Origin of the sequence: Streptacidiphilus fuscans (genome assembly GCF_015690355.1) — a bacterium.
Lineage (GTDB): Bacteria > Actinomycetota > Actinomycetes > Streptomycetales > Streptomycetaceae > Streptacidiphilus > Streptacidiphilus fuscans.
This window is the reverse complement of record NZ_JADPRT010000001.1, coordinates 467,097-488,813: the sequence shown is the minus strand read 5'-3', so window position 1 is coordinate 488,813 and position 21,717 is coordinate 467,097. Positions and strand designations below refer to the sequence as shown.

23 protein-coding genes are annotated in these 21,717 nt (G+C 71.6%); 11 read left to right on the top strand and 12 right to left on the bottom strand.

What is annotated here, in order from left to right:
• Positions 1-3: 3 nt before the first annotated feature.
• Both I2501_RS02265 and I2501_RS02260 read right to left on the bottom strand, forming a co-directional pair.
• A complete protein-coding gene (locus tag I2501_RS02265) occupies positions 4-1,116 on the bottom strand; it encodes a C45 family autoproteolytic acyltransferase/hydolase (RefSeq protein ID WP_196192039.1) in 1,113 nt (370 codons plus the stop codon).
• Between the two features lie 79 nt (positions 1,117-1,195).
• Positions 1,196-1,573: an ArsR/SmtB family transcription factor gene (locus tag I2501_RS02260; RefSeq protein ID WP_196192038.1), complete on the bottom strand. Its 378-nt coding sequence runs from the start codon at positions 1,571-1,573 to the stop codon at positions 1,196-1,198.
• A gap of 192 nt (positions 1,574-1,765) precedes the next feature.
• On the opposite strand from I2501_RS02260, the gene I2501_RS02255 reads away from it, so the two are divergent.
• Positions 1,766-3,280: an MFS transporter gene (locus I2501_RS02255; protein ID WP_196192037.1), complete on the top strand. Its 1,515-nt coding sequence runs from the start codon at positions 1,766-1,768 to the stop codon at positions 3,278-3,280.
• Positions 3,281-3,289: 9 nt separating this feature from the next.
• Here the strand turns inward: I2501_RS02255 and I2501_RS02250 are convergent, their stop codons facing one another.
• The 3 genes from I2501_RS02250 to I2501_RS02240 form a co-directional block, all read right to left on the bottom strand.
• The gene (locus I2501_RS02250) at positions 3,290-4,594 is read right to left on the bottom strand and encodes an MFS transporter (protein ID WP_196192036.1); all 1,305 of its coding nucleotides are present in this window, start codon (positions 4,592-4,594) and stop codon (positions 3,290-3,292) included.
• Positions 4,595-4,667: 73 nt separating this feature from the next.
• The gene (locus tag I2501_RS02245) at positions 4,668-5,552 is read right to left on the bottom strand and encodes an MBL fold metallo-hydrolase (protein WP_196192035.1); all 885 of its coding nucleotides are present in this window, start codon (positions 5,550-5,552) and stop codon (positions 4,668-4,670) included.
• A gap of 47 nt (positions 5,553-5,599) precedes the next feature.
• Positions 5,600-6,019 carry a Fur family transcriptional regulator gene (locus I2501_RS02240; RefSeq protein ID WP_196192034.1) on the bottom strand — a complete coding sequence of 140 codons (420 nt, stop codon included), beginning with the start codon at positions 6,017-6,019 and terminating at the stop codon, positions 5,600-5,602.
• A 356-nt stretch (positions 6,020-6,375) separates the two neighbouring features.
• On the opposite strand from I2501_RS02240, the gene katG reads away from it, so the two are divergent.
• The gene (katG, locus tag I2501_RS02235) at positions 6,376-8,598 is read left to right on the top strand and encodes a catalase/peroxidase HPI (RefSeq protein ID WP_196192033.1); all 2,223 of its coding nucleotides are present in this window, start codon (positions 6,376-6,378) and stop codon (positions 8,596-8,598) included.
• Positions 8,599-8,738: 140 nt separating this feature from the next.
• On the opposite strand, the gene I2501_RS02230 is transcribed toward katG, so the two are convergent.
• The 3 genes from I2501_RS02230 to I2501_RS38740 form a co-directional block, all read right to left on the bottom strand.
• Positions 8,739-9,566, bottom strand: a complete 828-nt coding sequence (locus I2501_RS02230; protein WP_196192032.1) for a maleylpyruvate isomerase family mycothiol-dependent enzyme — start codon at positions 9,564-9,566, stop codon at positions 8,739-8,741.
• A gap of 69 nt (positions 9,567-9,635) precedes the next feature.
• Entirely contained in the window at positions 9,636-10,043 is a 408-nt protein-coding gene (locus I2501_RS02225) for an STAS domain-containing protein (protein ID WP_196192031.1), read from the bottom strand.
• Positions 10,044-10,178: 135 nt separating this feature from the next.
• Entirely contained in the window at positions 10,179-11,216 is a 1,038-nt protein-coding gene (locus I2501_RS38740) for a hypothetical protein (protein WP_215909173.1), read from the bottom strand.
• A gap of 236 nt (positions 11,217-11,452) precedes the next feature.
• On the opposite strand from I2501_RS38740, the gene I2501_RS02210 reads away from it, so the two are divergent.
• Entirely contained in the window at positions 11,453-12,967 is a 1,515-nt protein-coding gene (locus I2501_RS02210) for a sensor histidine kinase (protein WP_196192028.1), read from the top strand.
• 142 nt (positions 12,968-13,109) lie between these two features.
• Positions 13,110-13,766, top strand: coding sequence for a response regulator (locus I2501_RS02205; RefSeq protein ID WP_196192027.1), 657 nt, complete (start codon positions 13,110-13,112; stop codon positions 13,764-13,766).
• An 82-nt stretch (positions 13,767-13,848) separates the two neighbouring features.
• Here I2501_RS02205 and I2501_RS02200 read toward each other — a convergent pair whose 3' ends face one another.
• A complete protein-coding gene (locus tag I2501_RS02200) occupies positions 13,849-14,322 on the bottom strand; it encodes a diadenosine tetraphosphate hydrolase (RefSeq protein ID WP_196192026.1) in 474 nt (157 codons plus the stop codon).
• Between the two features lie 146 nt (positions 14,323-14,468).
• Between I2501_RS02200 and I2501_RS02195 the strand changes: the two genes are divergently transcribed.
• From I2501_RS02195 to I2501_RS02180, 4 genes are all read left to right on the top strand, one after another.
• Positions 14,469-15,875 carry a purine-cytosine permease family protein gene (locus tag I2501_RS02195; protein WP_196192025.1) on the top strand — a complete coding sequence of 469 codons (1,407 nt, stop codon included), beginning with the start codon at positions 14,469-14,471 and terminating at the stop codon, positions 15,873-15,875.
• Positions 15,876-16,074: 199 nt separating this feature from the next.
• The gene (locus I2501_RS02190) at positions 16,075-16,386 is read left to right on the top strand and encodes a DUF5808 domain-containing protein (RefSeq protein WP_196192024.1); all 312 of its coding nucleotides are present in this window, start codon (positions 16,075-16,077) and stop codon (positions 16,384-16,386) included.
• Between the two features lie 17 nt (positions 16,387-16,403).
• Positions 16,404-17,228 (top strand): GNAT family N-acetyltransferase, encoded by an 825-nt coding sequence (locus I2501_RS02185; RefSeq protein ID WP_196192023.1) that lies wholly within the window; start codon positions 16,404-16,406, stop codon positions 17,226-17,228.
• A 183-nt stretch (positions 17,229-17,411) separates the two neighbouring features.
• The gene (locus I2501_RS02180) at positions 17,412-17,558 is read left to right on the top strand and encodes a hypothetical protein (protein WP_196192022.1); all 147 of its coding nucleotides are present in this window, start codon (positions 17,412-17,414) and stop codon (positions 17,556-17,558) included.
• 75 nt (positions 17,559-17,633) lie between these two features.
• On the opposite strand, the gene I2501_RS38735 is transcribed toward I2501_RS02180, so the two are convergent.
• Positions 17,634-17,816: a hypothetical protein gene (locus I2501_RS38735; RefSeq protein ID WP_215909172.1), complete on the bottom strand. Its 183-nt coding sequence runs from the start codon at positions 17,814-17,816 to the stop codon at positions 17,634-17,636.
• Positions 17,817-18,030: 214 nt separating this feature from the next.
• Between I2501_RS38735 and I2501_RS02170 the strand changes: the two genes are divergently transcribed.
• Positions 18,031-18,393: a 5-carboxymethyl-2-hydroxymuconate Delta-isomerase gene (locus tag I2501_RS02170; protein ID WP_196192020.1), complete on the top strand. Its 363-nt coding sequence runs from the start codon at positions 18,031-18,033 to the stop codon at positions 18,391-18,393.
• A gap of 25 nt (positions 18,394-18,418) precedes the next feature.
• On the opposite strand, the gene I2501_RS02165 is transcribed toward I2501_RS02170, so the two are convergent.
• The gene (locus I2501_RS02165) at positions 18,419-18,988 is read right to left on the bottom strand and encodes a GNAT family N-acetyltransferase (protein WP_196192019.1); all 570 of its coding nucleotides are present in this window, start codon (positions 18,986-18,988) and stop codon (positions 18,419-18,421) included.
• A 182-nt stretch (positions 18,989-19,170) separates the two neighbouring features.
• Between I2501_RS02165 and I2501_RS02160 the strand changes: the two genes are divergently transcribed.
• A complete protein-coding gene (locus I2501_RS02160; protein ID WP_328806153.1) occupies positions 19,171-19,530 on the top strand; it encodes a nuclear transport factor 2 family protein in 360 nt (119 codons plus the stop codon).
• Between the two features lie 21 nt (positions 19,531-19,551).
• On the opposite strand, the gene I2501_RS02155 is transcribed toward I2501_RS02160, so the two are convergent.
• The gene (locus tag I2501_RS02155; protein ID WP_196192018.1) at positions 19,552-20,577 is read right to left on the bottom strand and encodes a saccharopine dehydrogenase NADP-binding domain-containing protein; all 1,026 of its coding nucleotides are present in this window, start codon (positions 20,575-20,577) and stop codon (positions 19,552-19,554) included.
• Between the two features lie 113 nt (positions 20,578-20,690).
• On the opposite strand from I2501_RS02155, the gene I2501_RS02150 reads away from it, so the two are divergent.
• A complete protein-coding gene (locus I2501_RS02150; RefSeq protein WP_196192017.1) occupies positions 20,691-21,686 on the top strand; it encodes a helix-turn-helix domain-containing protein in 996 nt (331 codons plus the stop codon).
• Positions 21,687-21,717 lie beyond the last annotated feature (31 nt).

The following is a 21,717-nucleotide window of genomic DNA, read 5'->3' as shown; positions in this document are numbered from 1 at the left end:
AGGTCAGACCACCGCCCACACGCTCTCGCGTGCCGTGCACGGGCCGCCCGCGTGGACGGCGAGTCGGCCGTCCGCGAGGTCGAGGGAGACCGTCGCCAGCGACTCCCACCGCTGGCCGAGCGGCGCGTCCGGCGCGGCGTGGCAGCACAGGGCCGCGCCCTCGTCCAGGTGGAAGGTCAGGGCGTCCAGCAGCTCGGACCGGGCGGGGTGCGGGCGGCCCGCCGTGCGGGCGCGGAGGGCCGCCAGGCGGTTGAGGGTGTCGGGGTCCTCGGTGGCCATGGCCTCGCCGGGCGCGAGCCGGGCGTCGACGAAGTGGTTGGTGCGCAGCAGGTAGCCGTCCGCCTCGGGCCGCAGCAACGCCGGTCCGGCCGGGCTGAGTTCGACGGTGGTCGCCGCTGCGTGGCCGTCGGCGAAGCCGGCCAACGTCAGCGAACTCGACGCGGCGACGGGTGTCGTCGTGGCCAGTTCGACGGCGGCGTCGAGGTCCGTACAGCGGTCGAGCACGTACCGGGCCAGGACGTGGACCGGCAGCCAGGCGCGGTCCGAAAGGGTCGCGGCGGCGTCCGAGGCGTGGCCGAGGATGTTGAAGTGCAGGCCCAAAGCCCGCTTCGGAGCCGGTCCCGCCGCGTTGACGCCGATCTTGCCGACGATGCCGTACTCGGTGACGGTCTTCACGACCCGCCCGTCCGGGTGCTCGATGTGCCAGACGAACCAGCCGTCGCGCATGCCGTCGTGCCAGTCCCAGGTCTGCAGGGTGACCGGCGGACGCCCGTCGGCGGGGACGTGGACGACGGTCGAGCACTCGGCGTGCTGCCGCCCGAAGCGGCCGAGGATCTCGGTGCGGGCGTTGAGCGCGGCGACGCGGTGCAGCTGCAGTTCCGCGCCCCGGGCGATGCCGTCGATCTCCTCGGCCAGCTCCGGCGCGAGCGCGGCGATGTGCTCGAAGGCGGTCGTGGCCGCGTCGGCGACGTCCTGCGTGCCGGCGCCGGTGGCCCGGAACAGCTCGTCGTAGAAGTCGGCGGTGCGCCGGATCCGGTCCGGGAAGGCGCGACCGAGGAGCAGGCCGCGCTCGCCGGGGGCGGTGGCGGGGGAACGGAAAACCGTGGGGGCGGTCATGATCGCGATGCTCCTCGGCGAGGCGGACCTCAAGACGGCGCTATTGGTCACTCATCCAACAATGCGACCGACGACCCCGTCAAGCACCCGCCCCGGACACAGCAGGAGCCTGGCCCGACTCGGCCAGGACCAGCGCCAGCAGCCCGGGGAACCGCCCCTCGAACTCCTCGCGGCGCAGCCGGTTGAGTCGCTTCGCACCCGCGTCACGCTGCTCCAGCAGGCCCGAGTCGCGCAGCACCTGGAAGTGCCGGCTCAGCGTGGCCTTGGTGACCGGCACCTCGAAGCTGCCGCAGGCACGCTCCCAGTCGGGCACGCCGGCCAGCGTGCGCACGAGCGTGCGCCGGACCGGATCGGCCAGCGCGAGGAGCGCGGTCTCCAGGCTCACCTCGGCCAGGGCGGCGTGAACGGGCGCGGCCCGGTGACTCGCACCGGCGACGCGCTCCTCCGTCTGTGCCATGGCAGTTGCCCCTTCCTGACGCAGCAGCAGCGGATTGAAAAGTGTTCGACGCTCTGCTAACACTATGGGTGTTCGTGTTTCGACGAACACTCTACCTCGGCCGGACGTTCCCTGTCCCTCGCCGCCTCCATCCCTTGCTGTCCCTGTCCCTTGCCTCCTCACGCCGCCGCGTGCGGCACGGAAGGAAGAGCAATGCCGCACGACCCCGCCGCCGGCCCACACCCCGCCGCCCACACTCGTCCGGGCCTGACACTCTTCGCCGCCTGCCTGGGCATCGTCGTGATCATCCTCGACGTCAGCGTCGTCAACGTCGCCATCAAGGCGCTCTCCGCCGACTTCGGTGGCAGCCTGTCCGGCCTCGAATGGGTGGTCAACGGATACACCCTGACCTTCGCGGGCTTCCTGCTCACGGCGGGCGCCATGGGCGACCGGTTCGACCCCAAGCGGATCTTCCTGTGGGGGTTCGTCCTCTTCGCGCTCGCCTCGCTGGCCTGCGGCGCGGCTCCCGACCTGGTCGCGCTGATCACCGCGCGCATCGTCCAGGGTGTCGGCGCGGCGATGATTGTGCCCTCGTCGCTCTCGATCGTGACCACCAACTTCCCCGACCCGGCCCGGCGCACCCGCGCCGTCAGCCTGTGGGCGGCGGCCGGTGGCCTCGCCCTGGCCCTCGGTCCCGTCGTCGGCGGGGTGCTGGTGGCCACCGCCGGTTGGCGCTCGATCTTCTACGTCAACCTCCCCGTCGCCGCGATCGGCGTGGTGATCACCGCCCGGTACGCGCGCTCCGCCGCACCGCGTGACACCGCGCCGAGTGACGCCGCGTCAAAGCGTCCCGCTCGCGGGCTCGACCTGCCCGGCCAGGTCCTCGCCGTCGTCGGCCTGGGCGCACTGACCGGCGCCGTCGTGGAGGCGAACGCCCAGGGCTGGGGCTCCCCGCTGGTGCTGACCTGCCTGGCGGTCTTCGTCCTCGCGCTCGTCGGCTTCCTGCGCGTCGAGCGGCGCAGCGCGGACCCGATGCTCCCGCTGCGGCTGTTCGGACACGGGGTCTTCCGGACCACGTCGTTGATCGGGGTGCTGATCAACTTCTCCTTCTACGGCCTGATCTTCGTGTTCAGCCTCTTCTTCCAGCAGGTCTGGGGGTTCTCGCCGATCCGCACCGGGCTGGCGTTCCTGCCCATGACCGCGGCGATCATGACGGCCAACCTCTCCTCCGGCCCGCTGACGAAGCGTTACGGGACGCGCACCGTCCTGGTCGTCGGCAGCGTGCTCGCCGCCCTCGGCTACCTGCTCACCCTCCCTGCGATCGGCGGACACTCCTACACCGCGATGCTGGTGCAGTTCCTCGTCGCCGGGTTCGGCACCGGCCTGGTGGTCCCGGCGATGACCAACGCCATGCTGACCTCGGTCGACCCGGCCCACGCGGGCATCGCCTCGGGCGTGCTCAACGCCTCGCGGCAGGTGGGCGGCCTCGTCGGCGTCGCGGTGATGGGGCTGCTGGTCGGCCAGGCCTCCTCACCCCACTTCCGCACCGGGCTGCAGACCGCGCTCGCCACCGCCGTCGTCGCACTCGCGGTCAGCGCGGTGCTGAGCGCGGTCGGGATCCGGGCGCGGCGCGCGGAGAAGGATGCGCCCACCCACGTCGTCGCCCGCTCGAACACTGCGGCCGCCGCAGCCGGTGCCGAGGCAGAGGATCCGGTCCGGTCGGCGTAGGCTCCCTCCTCATTCGCTCGTTCCACTTCGAGCAGCTCCGATCGGCGTCCCCTCCGCCTCTTCCCCTGCCGCAAGCGCGACTTCGGAATCCTGACGCCAAGGCAACAGCAGACCACTGGCCAGGCACAGCACGCCCGCGACGGCGACCGCCGTCCGGACGTCGGCGAACGCGGCGACCGCACCGCCCAGGACGATCGCGAGGGGCTGGGCGGCCTTGATGCTGACCGACCAGGCCGTCACCACGCGCGCCAGCACCTCGTCCGGTGTCGCCGTCATCCGGTAGGCGACGAACGTCGGGTTGAAGACGCCCGCCGCGAAGAGCAGCGCCGTGTCCACCACGACCAGGAACACCAGCCCGACGGGTCCGGCCGGCACCCAGGCGAGCAGCAACAGCCAAGGGGCGCGCACGACGCCGAAGAGCAGCAGCGTCCGGTGCGCACCGAGGCGGCGTGACATCAGGTTCGTGCACCGCGACCCCAGCACCCCGCCGACGCAGGGCAGGCCGAGGGCCAGCCCGTACTGCCACGGCGCGTAGTGCAGGTTCCGCAGCATCAGCACCGCCAGCAGCGGGCTGCTCATCATCACCGCGCCGCTGAACAGCAGCGAGTTCCAGAACAGCGGACGCAGGCCCGGATGCCGGAGGATGACGTGCCATCCGGCGGCCAACTCCCCGCGCTGCCCCGCCGACCGCATCGGCGGCGCGGGCTCGGGGCGTCGGATCGCGCGGACGCCGACCGCCGAGAGCAGGAAGGAGAACGCGTCCACCGCCATGGTGACGGTCGCCCCGCACGCCCCGATCAGCAGGCCGCCCAGCGGCGGGCCGGCGGTCTGGCTGATCCAGTCGGTTGTCCCGAAGTGCGCGGCGGCCCGGAGTCGGCCGGCGGACGACACCAGCCCCTTCAGGTTCGCGGTCGCCGCCGCGCCGAACGCGATCGCCGCAGCCATCTGGACCACGCCGACCACGCAGAGCTGGGCGTACGTCAGGGTGCCGAACACCGCCGCGACCGGCACACTCGCCAGCGCGACGCAACGAACCAGGTCCGCCGTCATCATGACGGGCCGTTTGGTCCGGTACTCGATCCGGCTCCCCAGCGGCAGCGCGATCGCCGCCCCCGCCAGCGCCGACAGCGCGGCCAGCAGCGAGACCTGGAACGTCGACACGTGCAACGCCAGCACCGCGACCAGCGGCAGCGCCCCAGCCCCGACGGCGCTGCCCGCCGCGCTCACGGCGTAGGCGCTCCACAGCCGCCGGAAGTCGTCTCCCAGGCCTGCAGGGCGTTCCGCGGTCAACTCGTCCGTCGGCGAAGGGATCATGGCGGACGAGCATAGGGCCTGCTCGGAGCGTCACCCGGCGGGACGGTTCACTCCGGTTGTGCGGGTTCTCCCCTCACCACTGATGCGCGGCGAAGTCGACCGGCGTCGGCCGTAGTTGACGCGTGTACGCGGTCAGCGCGCGCAGTTGCTCGGCCATCTCCTCCGCCGGGAGGTGCTTGCGGTCGCCGTGTCCCGGCAGCACCCAGGAGAAGCGCAGCGACGGCGCGGTGCGGGTCAGCGACGCCGCCAACTCCCGGATGGAGTACCAGGTGACGTGCTCCGCGACCGCGAGCGATCCCTTGGCGCGCGACCAGTAGAGGCTGTCGCCGCTGAAGCAGTACCGCTCGTCGGCGACGAACAGGACGCTGCCCTCGGTGTGCCCCGCGAGCGGGTGGGCCACCACGCCCTCCGCGATCTCGGTGGGCTCGATGCCGCGCAGCACCTGGTCGGCGTCGCGCGCGGCGCCGAGGTCGCCCTCGTGGATCCACAGCCGCGCGCCGAACCGGTCGGCGTACTGGCGTCCGTGCGCGGCGTGGTCCCGGTGCGTCAGCAGGACGTCGGTGACCCGGCCCGACGCCTCGTACCGGTCGGCGAGCGCGGCGGACCAGCGCGGGGTGTCGACCATCATCTGCGTGCCGTCGGGACGGCGCAGCAGGTAGGCGTTGGCGGCGGCGGTGTTCCGCGAGTTGTGGCCGCAGAACAGGACGTTCTCGTCGAGCGCCAGCGGGTAGGGGTCAGCGGCGGTGTCGAGTGGCCGGTCGGGCCGCCGGATCGAGCGCGTGTGGCAGGCGAACGCGGCGGCGTTCATCCGGGCCAGCTCGTCCGTGTCCCGTGGCTGCCGCACCACCTGCGAGCGTCCGCCGACCTGCTCGATCAGCCCGGGCGCCAACTGCCGCGCCACGTCGCAGTTGGTGCAACGGTCGTCCACGTACCAGTCGTCGGACCGGTCGTCGTCCATGGCACTCCCCCGTGAGCGCTCGGTTGGTCGGTGTCGGCTTGTTGCTGTCAGCCCTTGGCCGCGCAGTCCGGGCAGAGGCCGCGGTAGGTGACCTCGACGCCGGAGACGGCGAAGCCGAAGCGCTCCGTCGACGGCAGGGCGGTCAGCGGGTCACCCGTTGGGTGGACATCGCGGATGGTGCCGCAGGACTCGCAGATCAGGTGCTGGTGCGCGTGGTGGGCGTTCGGGTCGTAGCGCTTGGCGCGGCCGTCCGTGCTGACTTCGAGGACTTCGCCGAGGCTGACCAGCTCGCCGAGCGTGTTGTAGACCGTCGCCCTGCTGATCTCCGGCAGCAGCTCCACAGCGCGCGCATGGATCTCGTCGGCGGTGAAATGGACGTGGTCGCCGTCCAGGACCTGGGCGACGACCCGCCGCTGCGCGGTCAGCCGCCAGCCACGAGTACGGAGCCGTTCCAGCAGGTCGCTCATGCGTCGAGGGTAGCAGGCACTCGGATGTTGTTCGAGATTGGTGTCGGCATTGACTTAGACAAGGTCTAAGATAGGGTTCGTGGCGGCACCGGATGGATGCAAGGACGGCCTGGAGTAACCGCACGTGACTGCCTACCCAACGACGGGGACTCCCATTCCCGTCGACGACCACCACGCGCAGGCCGCGTGGGCGGCGCGCAGTGCGCGCTCCGCGCGGATCGCGGGTCGGGCCTGCCTGTCTGGCGTGCAGGACGAACGGCACGAGTTCCTGCGCGCGACACGCGTCGGCCTGAACGGCCTCGCTTCTTCCCCTCAGCCAGACTTCGGACTTACTCGTCTAGCCCGGAAGGATTCCCATGTCTGAGACCCCTGACGCAATGGTCGGAGCCGAGGGCTCGGGTGGTTGCCCGGTCGTGCACGGGCGCGCCCCGCACCCGACCCAGGGTGGCGGCAACCGCACGTGGTGGCCGGATCGGCTCAACCTGAAGATCCTCGCCAAGAACCCCGCCGTGGCCAACCCCCTCGGCGAGGACTTCGACTACAAGGCGGCCTTCGAGTCGCTCGACCTCCCGGCCGTGAAGCAGGACATCGCCGAGGTGCTCACCACCTCGCAGGACTGGTGGCCCGCCGACTTCGGCAACTACGGCCCGCTCTTCATCCGCATGGCCTGGCACAGCGCGGGCACCTACCGCATCAGCGACGGCCGCGGCGGTGGCGGCAACGGCATGCAGCGCTTCGCCCCGCTCAACAGCTGGCCGGACAACGGCAACCTGGACAAGGCCCGCCGTCTGCTCTGGCCGATCAAGAAGAAGTACGGCAAGAACATCTCCTGGGCCGACCTGATGATCCTGGCCGGCAACGTGGCCCTGGAGCAGATGGGCTTTGAGACCTTCGGCTTCGCCGGCGGTCGCGCGGACGTCTGGGAGGCGGACGAGGAGACCTACTGGGGTCCCGAGACCCTGTGGCTCGACGACAAGCGCTACACCGGCGACCGCGAGCTGGAGAACCCCCTCGGCGCGGTCCAGATGGGCCTCATCTACGTCAACCCCGAGGGCCCCAACGGCAACCCGGACCCGATCGCCGCGGCCCGCGACATCCGTGAGACGTTCCGCCGGATGGCGATGAACGACGAGGAGACCGTCGCGCTGATCGCCGGTGGCCACACCTTCGGCAAGACCCACGGCGCCGGCCCGGCCGACAACGTCGGCGCGGACCCGGAGGCCGCCGGCCTGGAGCAGGTCGGCCTGGGCTGGAAGTCCACCTACGGCACCGGCAAGGCCGGCGACGCGATCACCTCCGGCCTGGAGGGCATCTGGACCAACACGCCCACCACCTGGGACAACTCGTTCTTCGAGATCCTCTTCGGCTACGAGTGGGAGCTGTTCCAGAGCCCGGCGGGCGCCAACCAGTACCGGCCGAAGGACGGCGCCGGTGCGGGCACCGTGCCGGACGCCCACGACGCGTCCAAGAAGCACCAGCCGACGATGCTGACGACGGACCTGTCGCTGCGCTTCGACCCGGCCTACGAGCAGATCTCGCGTCGCTTCATGGAGCACCCCGACCAGTTCGCGGACGCCTTCGCCCGCGCCTGGTACAAGCTGACCCACCGTGACATGGGCCCGATCGCCCGCTACCTCGGCCCGGAGGTCCCCTCCGAGGTGCTGATCTGGCAGGACCCGGTCCCGGCCCTGGACCACCCGCTGGTCGACTCCGCCGACGTGGCCGCGCTCAAGGAGAAGGTGCTGGCCTCCGGCCTCAGCGTCTCCGAGCTGGTCTCCACCGCGTGGGCAGCTGCCTCGTCCTTCCGTGGCAGCGACAAGCGCGGCGGTGCCAACGGCGGTCGCATCCGCCTGCAGCCGCAGGCCGGTTGGGAGGTCAACGACCCCGACCGCCTGGCCACCGTGCTGCGCAAGCTGGAGGGCATCCAGGAGTCCTTCAACTCCGCCGCGTCCGGCGGCAAGAAGGTCTCGCTGGCCGACCTGGTCGTGATCGCCGGTGCGGCGGGCGTCGAGAAGGCGGCCAAGGACGCCGGCGTCGACGTCACCGTCCCGTTCTCCGTGGGCCGCACCGACGCCACGCAGGAGCAGACGGACGTCGAGTCCTTCGCGGCGCTCGAGCCCAAGGCCGACGGCTTCCGCAACTGGGTCGGCAAGGGCAACCGCCTCCCGGCCGAGTACCTGCTGCTCGACAAGGCCGACCTGCTCAACCTGAGCGCGCCGGAGATGACCGTCCTGGTCGGCGGTCTGCGCGTGCTGGGCGCCAACCAGGGCCAGTCCACGCACGGCGTCCTCACCGAGACCCCGGGCGTGCTGACGAACGACTACTTCGTCAACCTGCTCGACATGGGCACCGCGTGGACGGCCACGGCCGACGACGCGTCTGCCTTCGAGGGCCAGGACCGCGCCACCGGCAAGGCCAAGTGGACCGGCACCCGTGCCGACCTGGTCTTCGCCTCCAACTCCGAGCTGCGCGCCCTCGCCGAGGTCTACGCGAGCGACGACGCGAAGCAGAAGTTCGTCACGGACTTCGTCGCGGCGTGGAGCAAGGTCATGGACCTGGACCGGTTCGACCTGCGCTGAGCCTGAGCGCTCTGCTGGTCTGAGCGCTCTGCTCGCCTGAGCGCTCAGCTCACCTGACGTCCGGGTCGGCCCGCAAGGGTCGGCCCGGACGTTCTGCTTTCCCCGCCATGTTTCTCCGCCATGTCCGTGGATGGAGGGCCTCAGGGCGCGCGGAAGTACGTCGCGAAGGCCGCCGCGAGGCGGGGGCGGCGGCCCCAGGCGAGGACCCTGCCGCGCGCGATCGCGCCCCAGGGCGAGCAACGGCCCAGCGCGATCAGGAAGAACGTCACCGGCTCGCTGATGATCGTGCAGTCACTCGGCCCGTCCGGCGCGACGGCCTTGGGCGTCACCTTCAGCGAACCGGAGGTGAACCGGGCCGACCAGCGCTCCCGCGAGCCGCGCAGACCGAGCGTGAACGTGGCGTTCAGGTCGCCCACCGCGTCCGGGACCACCACCCGTGGCATCGCGGCGAAGAGGAACGGCAGGCACAGCTCGACCCGGCGACGGTCGACCATGTGCGGGCGGCGCAGGGCGCGGGCCATGTCCCAGCCGTGGCCGAGCATGTGCGTCAACAGGTAGGAGCCGAGGATGTCCAGGACCATCGGACCCATCGGCGTCACCACGGGCTCCGTGCCGGCCCTTTGGCCCGCCGCCTCGACGTAGGCGCGCGCCTGGTCGACCACGCCGTCGGCGAGGACAGCCAGGTCACGCTCCGGAAAAGCGTCCAGGGACGCGGCGTTGGCGGCGGCGATACCGCCCGGCGTCCCGTCGCCGTAGAGCGGGAGGTCCACTCCGGCCGCGATCTCGGCCATCAGCGCGTTGGCGAGCACCAGGTGCGCGGCGGCCTCGGCCACGGTCCACTCCGCGTCGGGTATCGGGACTGTTCCCTCGCCGCCCGAGCGGAGCAGAGCGGCGATGTCCTCGGCGGCGGCCAGGACCGCATCATGGAGTTCCTGACGTCCGCGCACGTCGAGCAGCTGACCGGCCATGGTCACGTAGCCTGGGGCACAACGGGCGTACTGTCCAGTCCCCGCACAAACGTGCACTTCGGCGAACTGTCAGGGAAGAGTCGGGAAACACGCGCTGACCCGGCACAGCGACAACAGCCGGCGCAGCAGCCGCGAGGGACGGGCCACGAACATCCGCACCGCGACGGCCTCGGCCGCGCGCCGGGCCGTGATCAGCCCGCCCACTCCGCCCGCGTCGCAGAAGCGCAGCGCCTCCATGTCCAGCACCAGCCGGTGACGTCCGCGTACCAACGCCCGCTCCACGGCGTGCAGCAGACACGGCACGGCGGCCCGGTCCAGCTCGCCGGAGAGGCGCAGCACGACGGCGTCGTCGAGCACGTCGGTCCGGACCAGGAAGTGGGTGCAGCAGACGTGCGCGGCCGGCGCGGCGACGGGCCTGGCGGAACGAGGGGCGTAGCTTCCGGTGGTGCGGTCGCCGGGGCGCAGGAAAGCAGGCATGGCAGGTCACTCCATTGGCAGGGAGGGAGGGGAGGAGGGCTGGCAAGCAGGCGGCGGGTGCTGGGAGTTGGTCGGGTACGTCCGAGAAGGGGCGGCGGCCCTGGGGCCGCCGCTCCGCTCTCTACTGACTGATCGTCACTTCTTGGCGCTCATCCGCTTCTTGGCCATCCCGGCACCGATCACACCGACACCGGCGACCAGGCCCGCTCCGACGGCCAGCAGCACGGTGTTGTCATTCGAGCCGCCCGAGTGCGCGGCGGTCTCGCTGCTGTGCTTCGCGGTCGAGGTGTGCGCGACGGGGGCGGCCTGGTGCGCGGCCGGTGCGACCGGAGCGACCGGAGCTGCCGGCTGTGCGGGAGCCACCGGGGCGACGGGCTGCGCGACGGGGGCCAGCGGCAGCAGCGACGGGTGGGCGGCCGGCTTCACCGGTGCCGCCGGGGCGATCGCGTGGGCGGGGGCCACCGGCTTGGCCGGAGCGACGGGGGTCGCGGGCTTCACCGGTGCGACCGGGGTGACGGGGGTGACCGGCTTCACCGGCGGGGCCACCGGGGTCACCGGGGTCACCGGCTTCACGGGGGTGACCGGAGTGACCGGGGTGACTGGCTTGACCGGGGTCACCGGCGTGACAGGGGTGACCGGGGCGGTGACGGTGAAGCTCCCCTGCACCGTCTCGTTCGCGCCCGAGCCGTTGACGCAGGACACCGTCACCGGGTCAGACCCGGCCGGGATGTCGGGCAGGACCGTCGCCGTTGCGGTGAACGCCTGCGGGTTGGACGCGCCGATGCTCGCGGAGCCTCCGGCGAAGAACGGCGACGCTATCGACGTTAGCGTGGTGGCGTCGTCCGGGCAGGTGCCGCTGATGTTGACATTGCTGCCGCCCTGGATCGCCGCCCCCGCGTCCGTCGCGGAGGTGACGCTGATCGCCCCGCCCGTGGAGGCCGCGGGGGTCGTCGGGGTGGTCGGCGTGGTCGGCGTGGTCGGGTCTGTCGGGGTGGTCGAACCGCCCGTCGAGTCCGCCGGAGTGGTGGAGCCGCTCGACGCGTCCGCCGGGGCGCTCGTGGAGCTCGCGGTGCTCGTCGGGCTCGCGGAGTCCGCGAACGCGGCGGGCGCGGCGAGAGTCAGAGTTCCCGCGGCCAGGACGGCGGCACCGGTGACCAGAATCGTCGACTTCATGGTGTTCCCCTAAGCGTGTCTCGCTCGTACGGACCAGGTGGATCGTCCGGCCCGGCGGGTCTGCTGACCTGCGCTTTCCACTGTCGGCGGGGAGGAGGGGCGGCAGGGTCAACCGATCGGGGGGTCAGGTGGATGATCCGCGCACCGCCCGGACGGGGCTGGTGGGCTGGTGGGCTGGTGGGAGACTGAGAGCTGCGGAGGGCTCGACGGACATCCACGGGACTCCGGGAGTGACCATGGCACCCAGCCCCAACCCCAGCAGCGCCCGGACGGCCGACGGCTCGGCCCGCGCGCTCCAGCCGAGCGGCCTCCTCGCGTCGCTGCGCCGACTCGACGCCGTCCCCGGGCTTGTCGGGCTCTCCGGGCCCGGGTTCCCCGACGCAGCCGACAAGTACGCGATCGGCGAGATCCTGCGGACCCACCAGCACCGCGCGGTCCGCGTGCAGGCGTGGTTGCGGGCGTGCGTCTTCCTCGTGGTGCTGGCGAACCTGCTGCTGATCCGCCCGCACGAACGGGTCGGGCTGACGCTCGCGCTCACCCTCCTCTACGGGGTGTGGAGCGCGGGGATGATCGTGGTCTCCCGGCGCGAGCACGGGCCACAGCAACTGGTCTGGGCCGTGGCCCTGGTCGACCTGCCGTTCCTGGCCGTGATCCTCGGCATCGCGGGTGCCTACACCGACCCGAACTGGTCGACGCCGCTGAGCCCGGACGCGTTCATCTTCGTGCCGCTGCTGGCCTCGTTCCAGCTCAGCCCGTTCGTCACCGCCGTGTCGGGCCTCGCCGCGACGGTCACCTACACCGCCGCGTCCGGCATCGGCCACCTGCACGCCTCCCCCGACCTGCACTACACGCTGACCAACGGCCTGGTGCTGGCCACGCTCAGCGTGGCGGGCGTGGTGCTGTCGCGGATCCAGCAGTCCCGCGTCCGCATGATCGCGGAGCTGGCCCGCCAACGTGGGCAGTTGCTGGCCCGCACGGTCGCCGCCGTGGACGAGGAGCGCCGCGACCTCGCGGAGGCCCTGCACGACGGCCCGCTGCAGAACGTGCTCGCGGCCCGGCTTGACCTCGACGAGGCCCACCACCTCACCCGCAAGGACCGCGAAGCCACCCCCAACCCTGCCGCCGAATCCCCGGTCGAGGCCGACGCCACCGCCGCCACCACGGAGGGCGCACTCGACCGCGCTGACGAGGCGCTGCGCGAGGCCGCCCGCCAGCTGCGCTCCTCGGTCACCGAGCTGCACCCCGCCTCGCTGGAGCAGGCCGGCGTCTCGCCCGCGCTGCGCGACCTGGCCGAACGCGCCGCCCAGCGCGGCGGCTTCAGCCTCAGCTTCCGCAGCGACGCGGTGTCGGCGGGCCACCGCGCCGACCGGGTCCTCTACCGCTGCGGACGCGAACTGCTGACCAACGTCGTCAAGCACGCCGACGCCGAGCATGTGGAGGTGGAGCTGTCGCTGGCCGACGGCGTCGCCGTCCTCGCCGTCCGGGACGACGGCGTCGGGCTCCCGGTCGACGGGAACGGGGACGGGGAGGGGCAGGAAGTCGACGGGAGCGGGCAGCACCCGCCCGTCACCCGCGGCCATATCGGCCTGTCCGCGCAGCGGATCCGCGTCGAGGAGGCGGGCGGCACCCTCGTCCTCGGCCCCAACCGCCCACGCGGCACCACCGCCACGGTCACCCTCCCCCTGCCGCCGCCGGAGACCGCGGGCCACGACGGCACACCGTCCGCCGACGCGGCACCCGAAGCGGCCTGAGCCACCGCACGGCCGCGGCCCCTCAGGCGGCCCACAGGCGGCCCACAGGCGGCCCGCAACGGCCCGGCATACGATGGCGGAGCCGGGACGGACGGCCTGATCCTCCGCCGAACGGGCCCGTCATGGACGCATGGTGAGCGCGATGAGCCGGACAACCCAGCAGGACCGACCGATCCGGGTCGTGGTGGCCGACGACCACCCCCTCTACCGGGAGGGCGTCCGCCGCTCGCTGACCCAGAGCGGCCGGGTCGAGGTCGTCGCCGAGGCGGAGACCGGCCGCACCGCGCTGGCCGCGATCCGCGAGCACCAACCGGACGTCGCGCTGATCGACTACAAGATGCCCGACCTCGACGGCATCGCCGTGGTGCACGCGGTCGTCCGCGACGAGCTACCGACGCGCGTGGTGCTGCTCAGCGCCTTCGAGGACAGCGGCCTGGTCTTCAAGGCCCTCCAGGAGGGCGCGGCCGGGTATCTGCTCAAGGACTCCTCCCGCGACGAGATCGTCGACGCCGTCGCCCAGGCCGCCGCCGGACGCTCCGTCGTCCCGCCCCACCTGACCGACGGCCTCGCCGCCGAGATCCACGCCCGCCGCGAGGTCGACGCCCCCGTCCTCTCCGCCCGCGAGCACGAGGTGCTCGAACTCTTCGCCCAGGGCCGCAGCGTCCCGGAGGCGGCGGCAGCGCTCTTCCTCTCCCCCAGCACGGTCAAGAGCCATGTCCAGCACCTCTACGCCAAACTCGGCGTCTCCGACCGCGCCGCCGCCGTCGCCGAGGCGATCCGCCGCGGACTGCTGGAATGACGGCCGCCCGTCACTCGGGCACCGGCTAGCGCGTCGTGAACATCCTCAGCTCGCCGCTTGAATACTGACGGCACGTCAATCCTCAATCTGCGAGCCGGTCGAGCTCCTCGCCGATCGCCTCGCGCAGCGCGTCGTGCTGCGGGCCGACCGCGTGGCGCGGGTCGCTCCACTTCTCACGCGGGTGCAGCCAGACCGGCCGGCCGACCAACTCGGGCGGCTCCCAGTCGTAGCGGGGCCAGATGTGGGCGTGCAGCATCGGTTCGGTATTGCCGAGGATCTCCAGATTGACGCGTCGGAACGCCGGATCGAGGCGGCGGCAGACGTGCTCGATCGCCTCGCCGAGCCGCTCCATGTCGGAGAGGAACGCCAGCCGCCTGGAGCGCGGCAGTTCGGACAGCCGCTGCACCGACGGGTCGTCCACCAGCAGCACCGAGTAGCCCGGCAGGAACTGCACGTCCCCGATCGTCGCGAAGCCCGCGTCCAGCCGCCGCATCACCGAGGGGTTGGCGCCCGCGAGCGCGCTGCCGATCCGGTCCTTGCGCCAGTCATGCGTCATGGCCGAGCACGATAGGCAGGATCGCGGCCCCTGTGCACCTCATCGGCGACTCAGAATGAAATTATTCAAGCTCTTGACAGCTGCCTGACTCCATACAGCAAGATGTGTGCATCCCCCACACGATTCGAGCTTCCAAGGTGGCCCTCATGGAACGGCGTGCACTGGAGTTCGTCCCGGAATCCGAACGGCACGGGAGATCGCGCTCCCTGTTCACCGTCTGGTTCGCGGCGAACACGCAGATCACCACCATCGTCACCGGGGCTCTCGGAGTGGTGCTGGGGCTGCCGCTCCCTTGGGCGATCCTCGCGCTCGTCGTGGGCAACCTCTTCGGCGGCGTCTTCATGGCGCTGCACTCGGCCCAGGGCCCCAAGCTCGGCGTGCCGCAGATGATCCAGAGCCGGGCGCAGTTCGGGTTCCTGGGCGCGGTGATCCCACTGCTGCTGGTGATCCTGATGTACCTCGGCTTCTTCGCCAGCAGCGCGGTCCTGGGCGGCTCGGCGCTCGCGGCCTGGACCGGCATGCCGCAGAGCGCCGCAGTGGTCGCCGTCGCGGCGGTCTGCGCCGTGCTCGCGCTCTACGGCTACAAGCTGATCCACACGGTCGAGCGCTGGATCAGCCTGCTCAGCGGCATCGGCTTCGCCTACCTCAGCTACCGCCTGCTCACCGGCAAGGGCCACCCGGCCGGGATGTGGCACGCGGGCTCGCTCAACTGGGGCACCTTCCTGCTGGTGATCTCCATCGCCGCGACGTGGCAGATCACCTACGCCCCCTACGTCGCCGACTACTCCCGCTACCTGCCCTCCTCCACCCGCGTCTCGCCGCCGTTCTGGTGGACCTACGCCGGGTCCGTCGGCGCCAGCATCTGGATGATGTCGTTCGGCTGCGTGGCGGCGGCCGTCGCACCCAAGGCGTTCAGCGACAACGCGGTGTCCTTCGTCGTGGGCCTGGCCCCCGGCTCGATCTCCGGCCTCTTCTACCTGGTCGTGGTGCTGGGCGTGCTGGCCGTCAACGTCCTCAACCTGTACGGCGCGTTCATGTCCACCACCACGACGCTGTCGGCGCTGCTGCGCTTCAACGTCGGACAGGGCCTGCGGGCGGCGTTCATCCTGCTCGCGGCCGCGGTGGGGACGGTGCTGGCGCTGGTCGGGCAGGCGCACTTCCTCAACACCTTCGAGAACTTCATCCTGCTGCTCACGTACTTCCTGGTCCCGTGGACGGCGATCAACCTGGTCGACTTCTACGTGATCCGCCGCGAGAAGTACGACATCCCCGCGCTGTTCGACCCGGCGGGCTGCTACGGCCGGTTCAACTGGCGCACGATGGTCGCGTACGTCGTCGGCGTCCTGGTCGAGGTGCCGTTCGTCAGCACCACCTTCTACACGGGCCCGATGGTCGCCCACCTGGGCGGCGCGGACATCTCCTGGCTGCTCGGCCTCGCCGTCTCCTCGGCGCTCTACTTCGCCCTGATGCGCAACCAGCCGGTCCCGCCCGCCGTCCCGGGCGACGCGATCGCCCCCGAGGCCCCGCTCACCGCCGAGCGCGAGCTCAGCTGACACCCACCGGCCCCCGGCCGTCCCCCGCGGACCCCCAGACCCGGCAGACCGCAGCGACCCCTCGCGTCCCGAGACGCGGCGGGCCGCTGCACCTTTCCGGCCGCTCGGCCATGCCCGCTCGGGTGCGCCCTCAACTGTGCTCCCACAGATCCGGCGATTCCTCTTGCTCCGCCGCCCGGCGGCGACTTACCGTCGCGGCATGGGAGCCCGGAACGCTGAAAACACCGTGGGTCGGCGCGGCAACGCGCTCAATCTGCTCGTCCTCGCGGGCGTCAGCGCGCTGGTCGGCGCAGCCCTCGCCAAGGAACTCGGCCAGCCCGCCGAGGACCGCACCTGGCACGGCCGCATCGCCGGCCTGCCCTACGACTTCCGCCCGCCGACCCTCGCCCGCGTCCGCGCGGAGTTCTGGGCCCCGGACAACCCCTCCCTCCTCACCCCGCACGCCTTCGGCATCGGCTACGGCCTCAACCTCGGCCGCCTCGCCCGCGACCTCACCTCGCGCGAGCGGTGAGCAGGCATCCTGACGGGATGCTCTCCGACATCGCGCGCCGCGCAGAAGACCTGATCACGTCCAAGCTCTCCCTGGACGCGGCCACGCCCGCCGCGCGGCAGTCCCTCGACGCCGAAACCGCCTGCTGGGGACGGACCGTGGCGCTGCGCGTCCCGGCGCTTCGCGAACTGCCCTTCTACAACAAGGCTCGCGGGTTCAACGAGGACGATCTCCCATACCTCGACGCGATATTCGCGTTCTTCACTGAGGCCGGGATCGAGCCGACTCTGGAGGTCTGGGCCGGAGACGCCGGCGACCGCCTCGGCGCCGCTCTCGCCCTGCGCGGCCTGTACGCAGGCACCGTCACGGCGACCCTGCACCGGCACTTGGACAGCGACTCCCGGCCCCCAGTGGTCGCGCACGATTCGGTCACCGTGGACGAACTCGACCCGTCCGACGACACCGACTACCTCACCACGCTCCTAGGCGGCTACGAGCTCACGAGCGCGCCGTCTGAACGCCGCACGATGCTGCGCGCCGAACACGACCCGACGACAGTCCGCCGCTACCTCGCCCGCGTCAACGGCCACCCAGCAGCCGCCGCCAGCCTGTACGTGACCCCGACCGGAGCCCTGCTCAGCGGCGCCGCGACGCTCCCCCAGTACCGCCGCCACGGCTGCCAGAGCGCGCTGATCACCCACCGCCTCGCCGACGCCGCGAAGGTCACGGACCTCGCCGTCGTCACGGTCGCCTACGGCTCCCCCAGCCAGCTCAACCTCGAACGCGCCGGCTTCCGCATCACCCACACCCGCACCACCTGGCGCCCGATCCGCTACAAGTCGATTGCTGACGCAGCCTCGTAGCTCGCGCCCAAGCGGCCGACCTCTCGGCTTTCGAAAGCGGCGATCCGCGCGAGGCCGGGTTCTGCCCCGACACCCGCCTCTGGGGTCACCCGGAATCCGGCCAGATCGTGGTCGCCGCGAACTGTCAAGCCCGGCTGAGCGCAGCCACTCCGCTACGCTCCGTTTAGACGAAAGGAGCCGGCCGTGGCGAGCGAGTACATCAGTGAGAAGCATCGCGACCTGGTTGCCCGCTACCGGCAGGCAGAGGCGGAGACTGAGCAAACGGTCTGGCCCGAGCGGCCCGACGCCGCCAACCGGATCGTCGTCTTCGACCCTCACCCGCGCGACTGAGCACGACGAAGGGCCCCGACTCCTGATGGAGCTCGGGGCCCTTTCGCCTACTTGCGGCTCGTCGCCGACTACAGATCAGGCAGCCTCAGGACCGAGCTCGGCGTCCAGTCGAGCCGGCCAGTCCGCGTCGGCCAGCTCGGCTGCGACCAGGACGTCGCGCCAGTCCGTCTTGGCGAGTTGGACCGCTGCTTCGAGCTGGCGGATGGTTCCCTGCGCGAGCAGAACGATCGCCGTCTGCAAGCGCTCACTTCCAAGCATCTCCGCGCCGTAGCCGGCGGCGTCGGGGAGATCGTCGAGTATGCGCAGAACCTCTGCCGCAGAACCGAGTTCGGAAAAGTCCCGCCGGATACGTCCTTCGAGTCGTGTACTGATCGGCACAGTATCCTCCCCCGAGCGAGCCCAGATCACGGGTGCCCCCGGCTGGCTATGCTCCCGGGGAAACCCGAGAAATCTTCTCACCTGAGAGTCCCTCATGCCGCAGATCACCGTTGAGTACTCCGCTGAGCTGACCGACGCCTTCGACCGGCGAGGTTTCGCCCTTGCTCTGCACCCGCCGGCGGCGGACCTCCTCGAAGGTCCGCTCGACGACTTCAAGACCAGGTTCTACGTGAGCGGAGAGCACGTCATCGGCGAGGGATCCGGGCAGGACGCGATGGTCCACGTGGAGCTGGCGATCCTTTCGGGCCGCACACCTGCGACCAAGCAGGAGCTGGGGCGTATCGCCATGGAGGCGGCCGGGCGCTGCCTCTCGCCAGTGCCCGGCCTGACCGTCCAGGTGACGGTCGAGGTGCGCGACATCGACCGGGTCACCTACCACAAGCGCGTCGTCGCGTGACGGACCGGAGCTGACCGCGCGGCCGTCAGATCGCCATCGCGAAGCGGCGGCACACATGGACCCGGCCGAACTCCTCGCGCATGCGCGCCTCTTCGGCCAGCGGAGCGTGGGCGAAGACGTGGATGGGCTTCAGTCCCGCCGCCGCCTGGACGACGGCGCGGCCCGGCTCGGCCGGGTCGGCGTAGTGGAAGGCGTAGACGTGGAGGTAGTGGTCGCTCTCGGCGAAGCCGACCGCTCGGTACCAGGCGAGGGTGTCGGCGTCGTCCCTGGTCCAGGCGTCCAGGGTGGTCGCGCCCGCGGCGCGGGCCCAGGCGCGGGTGCGGGCGAGCAACTCGCGTGCCAGGCCGCGGCGTCGGTGGTCGGGGTGGATCGCTACGGTTTCGATGGTCGCCAGGTCGCCCTCGACCTCGGCGTCCATGATCCCGACGACGGCCCCGTGCTCGTCCACGGCGACCAGCTCCAGGCCGGGTGCTGCGACGGTCGGCTTGGCGGGTTCGACCGAGTCGTAGTACGCGGTGTCGAGGAAGGCGAGCACCCGGCAGCGGAGCCAGGAGGTCTCGTCAGAAGGGGCGTATGCGCGAAGGGTGTAGGTCATGATCACGGCTCTCTGCAAGCGGGCTGATGGGGTGTCGGCTGCTGCAGACGGAGGCGGTCATGCGGTGATGCTGCACCCGTCGCGCGGACCGGGCAACTGAATTTCGGAAGGTCCTGCTGGACGGCCGGCCCTACCCTGAAACGAGGAGATCGCCAGCCCGATGCACGGAGGTCGAGATCACCGTGGACGACGCCAACCCGACGAGCCCGCCGAGCCCCACCCGCGTGGTCGAGGCGGCGTTCCGCGCCTACCGGGCGCAGGATCGGGACGCGGCGCTGCCGCTCTACGCCGACGACTTCACCTTCACCAGCCCGCAGGACGACCGCATCGACAGGGCGGCCTTCTTCGAACGCTGCTTCCCGACCGCCGACCGCTTCACCGAGCAGCGGATGCTGCACGTCGTCCCCGTCACCCCCGAGCTTGTCTTCGTCCAGTACGAGTACGAGCTCACGACGGGCGGCCGGTACCGCAACGTCGAGGCGATCACCGTGCGGGACGGGCTCATCCGGGAGGTGCAGGTCTTCTTCGGCGGTGCGGTCTGAGCCGGCGGCTCAGCAGAAGGCTCAGAGCTCGACGGAGACCTGCGGCGACAGGGCCTTGAGGAAGGCCGCCGCGTCGAACAGCTCACCCGCCGACGCCACGCCGACCGCCCGGGTCTCGCCCGCGAGGACACGCTGGGTCGCTTCGACCACCAGCGGCGCGGTGACCGCGTAGATGTCCTCGCCCCGCGCGACGGCGCGCCGTTCCTCGTCGCCCGAACGGACGACGACGTCGACGACAAAGGTCTCGGCCGTGCGCCCGTGCTCGTCGACCGGGGTCGCCGCAGCCAGGTCGCCGGCCGCCGCCGTGGACATGTAGGTGCGGACCTCGGGGATGTCGAGGTGGCTCGGGATGGTGACGACGTCCACCATGGTGAACTCCCCCAGCACCGGGCGACGGCCCAGCGGCTCGGGGAACTCCCACTCCAAGGTGGGGAGTTCGGAGGCCTCGACGTACTCCAGCCGCCCGTTCGCGAAGCGGACGCGTCGGCCGCCGCGCCGCTCGCGGGAGACCACGCCGGCGGCGAGCGTGCCCGCGGTCGGCTGCCAGCTGCTCAGGCCGTAGGAGACGTGGACCTCGTCCGCCGAGGTCCAGTCGCCCATCGCGGCAGTGGCGAGCAGGTCGCCGAGGCCGCCGTAGAAGGCCATCGCCGGGACGACGACCGTTCCCGCCTCGCGGGCGCGGTCGGCGAAGTCCGCGAAGGTGTCGACGTTGGCCTCGATCTCGGCGGCGACGTCCAGGTAGGGGATCCCCGCGCGCAGCGCCGCCTCGACGACCGGAGCCGACGTCGTCGCGAACGGTCCCGCGCAGTTGATCACCGCAGCCGAACCGTCCAGCGCGCGGTCGAGCGCGGCGTCGTCGTCGACCGACGCCGGGCGGACGTCGAGCTCCCCCGCTTCCTTGCGGAGAGAGGCGGCCAACGCCGCCAGCTTGTCGGCGTCCCGGCCGGACAGCACGGGCACCAGTCCGCGCTTGAGCAGCTCCGCCACCACGAAACGCCCGGTGTGTCCGTACGCCCCGAACACCGTCACCCTGTGGGCCGATCCCATGACTTGACTCCCGTTTCTCAGGTCCCTGCCGCGTTCTTCCTTCGAGACCATCCTGCTGGAGGCGGACTGAAGGCACTAGTGTCCGGAACGACATCACCCATACACTTCCGGACATGAATCGGGACGCGGATCCGGACGTGAAGACCGTCGCCCTCGCCGTCACCGACGGGATGCTGCACTTCGAACTCTCGCTCGCCCTTGAGGTGTTCGGCTCCCCGCCGGTGACCGTGGCGCATCCCTGGTACCGGCTCGTCCTCTGCGGCCCGGCACCCGTGCAGGTCGGGCGGTTCCGGCTGGAGCCCGACCACGGGCTCGACCAGCTCCGGCACGCCGACACCGTGATCGTCCCCGGCTGGGCGGACGTCGACGAGGACCCGCCGGACGACCTCGTCGACGCGGTGCGCGCGGCCCACGACGCGGGAGCGCGGATCGCGTCCCTCTGCACCGGCGCGTTCGTCCTGGCCAGGGGCGGTCTGCTGGACGGCCTGCGCGCGACCACGCACTGGGCGCACACCGACATCCTCGCCGAGCGCCATCCGCTGGTCGAGGTGGACCCCGACGTGCTGTACGTGGACAACGGCAGCGTGCTGACCTCGGCGGGCAAGGCCGCCGCGATGGACCTCTGCCTGCACCTGGTCCGCCTCGACCACGGCTCGGCGACGGCCAACGCGGTCGCCCGGCGGCTGGTCGTGCCGCCGCACCGGGACGGCGGGCAGGCCCAGTTCGTCACCAGTCCGATGCCCGCGCCGGGCAACCATCCGCTCGCCGACCTGCTCCCCTGGGCGATCGAGCGGCTGGACCAGCCGCTGACCGTCGAGGACCTGGCCCGGCAGGCGCGGATGAGCTCACGTCACCTCGGCCGCCACTTCCGGCAGGTGACGGGCACGACACCGCTCCAGTGGCTGCTCAGCCAGCGGATCCGGCGCGCACAGGAGCTGCTGGAGACCACTGACCAGGGCATCGACCTGATCGCGGAGACCACCGGCATGGGCACCTCGACGACCCTGCGCCGCCACTTCCACCGCACGGTCGGGGTCCCCCCGGACACCTACCGCCGCACCTTCCGCACGCGGGGCGGCGTCCGGTCGGAGCAGCAGGGTCCCAGCTGACGCGCTGCCAGCACGCGTTGCCTGCACACGC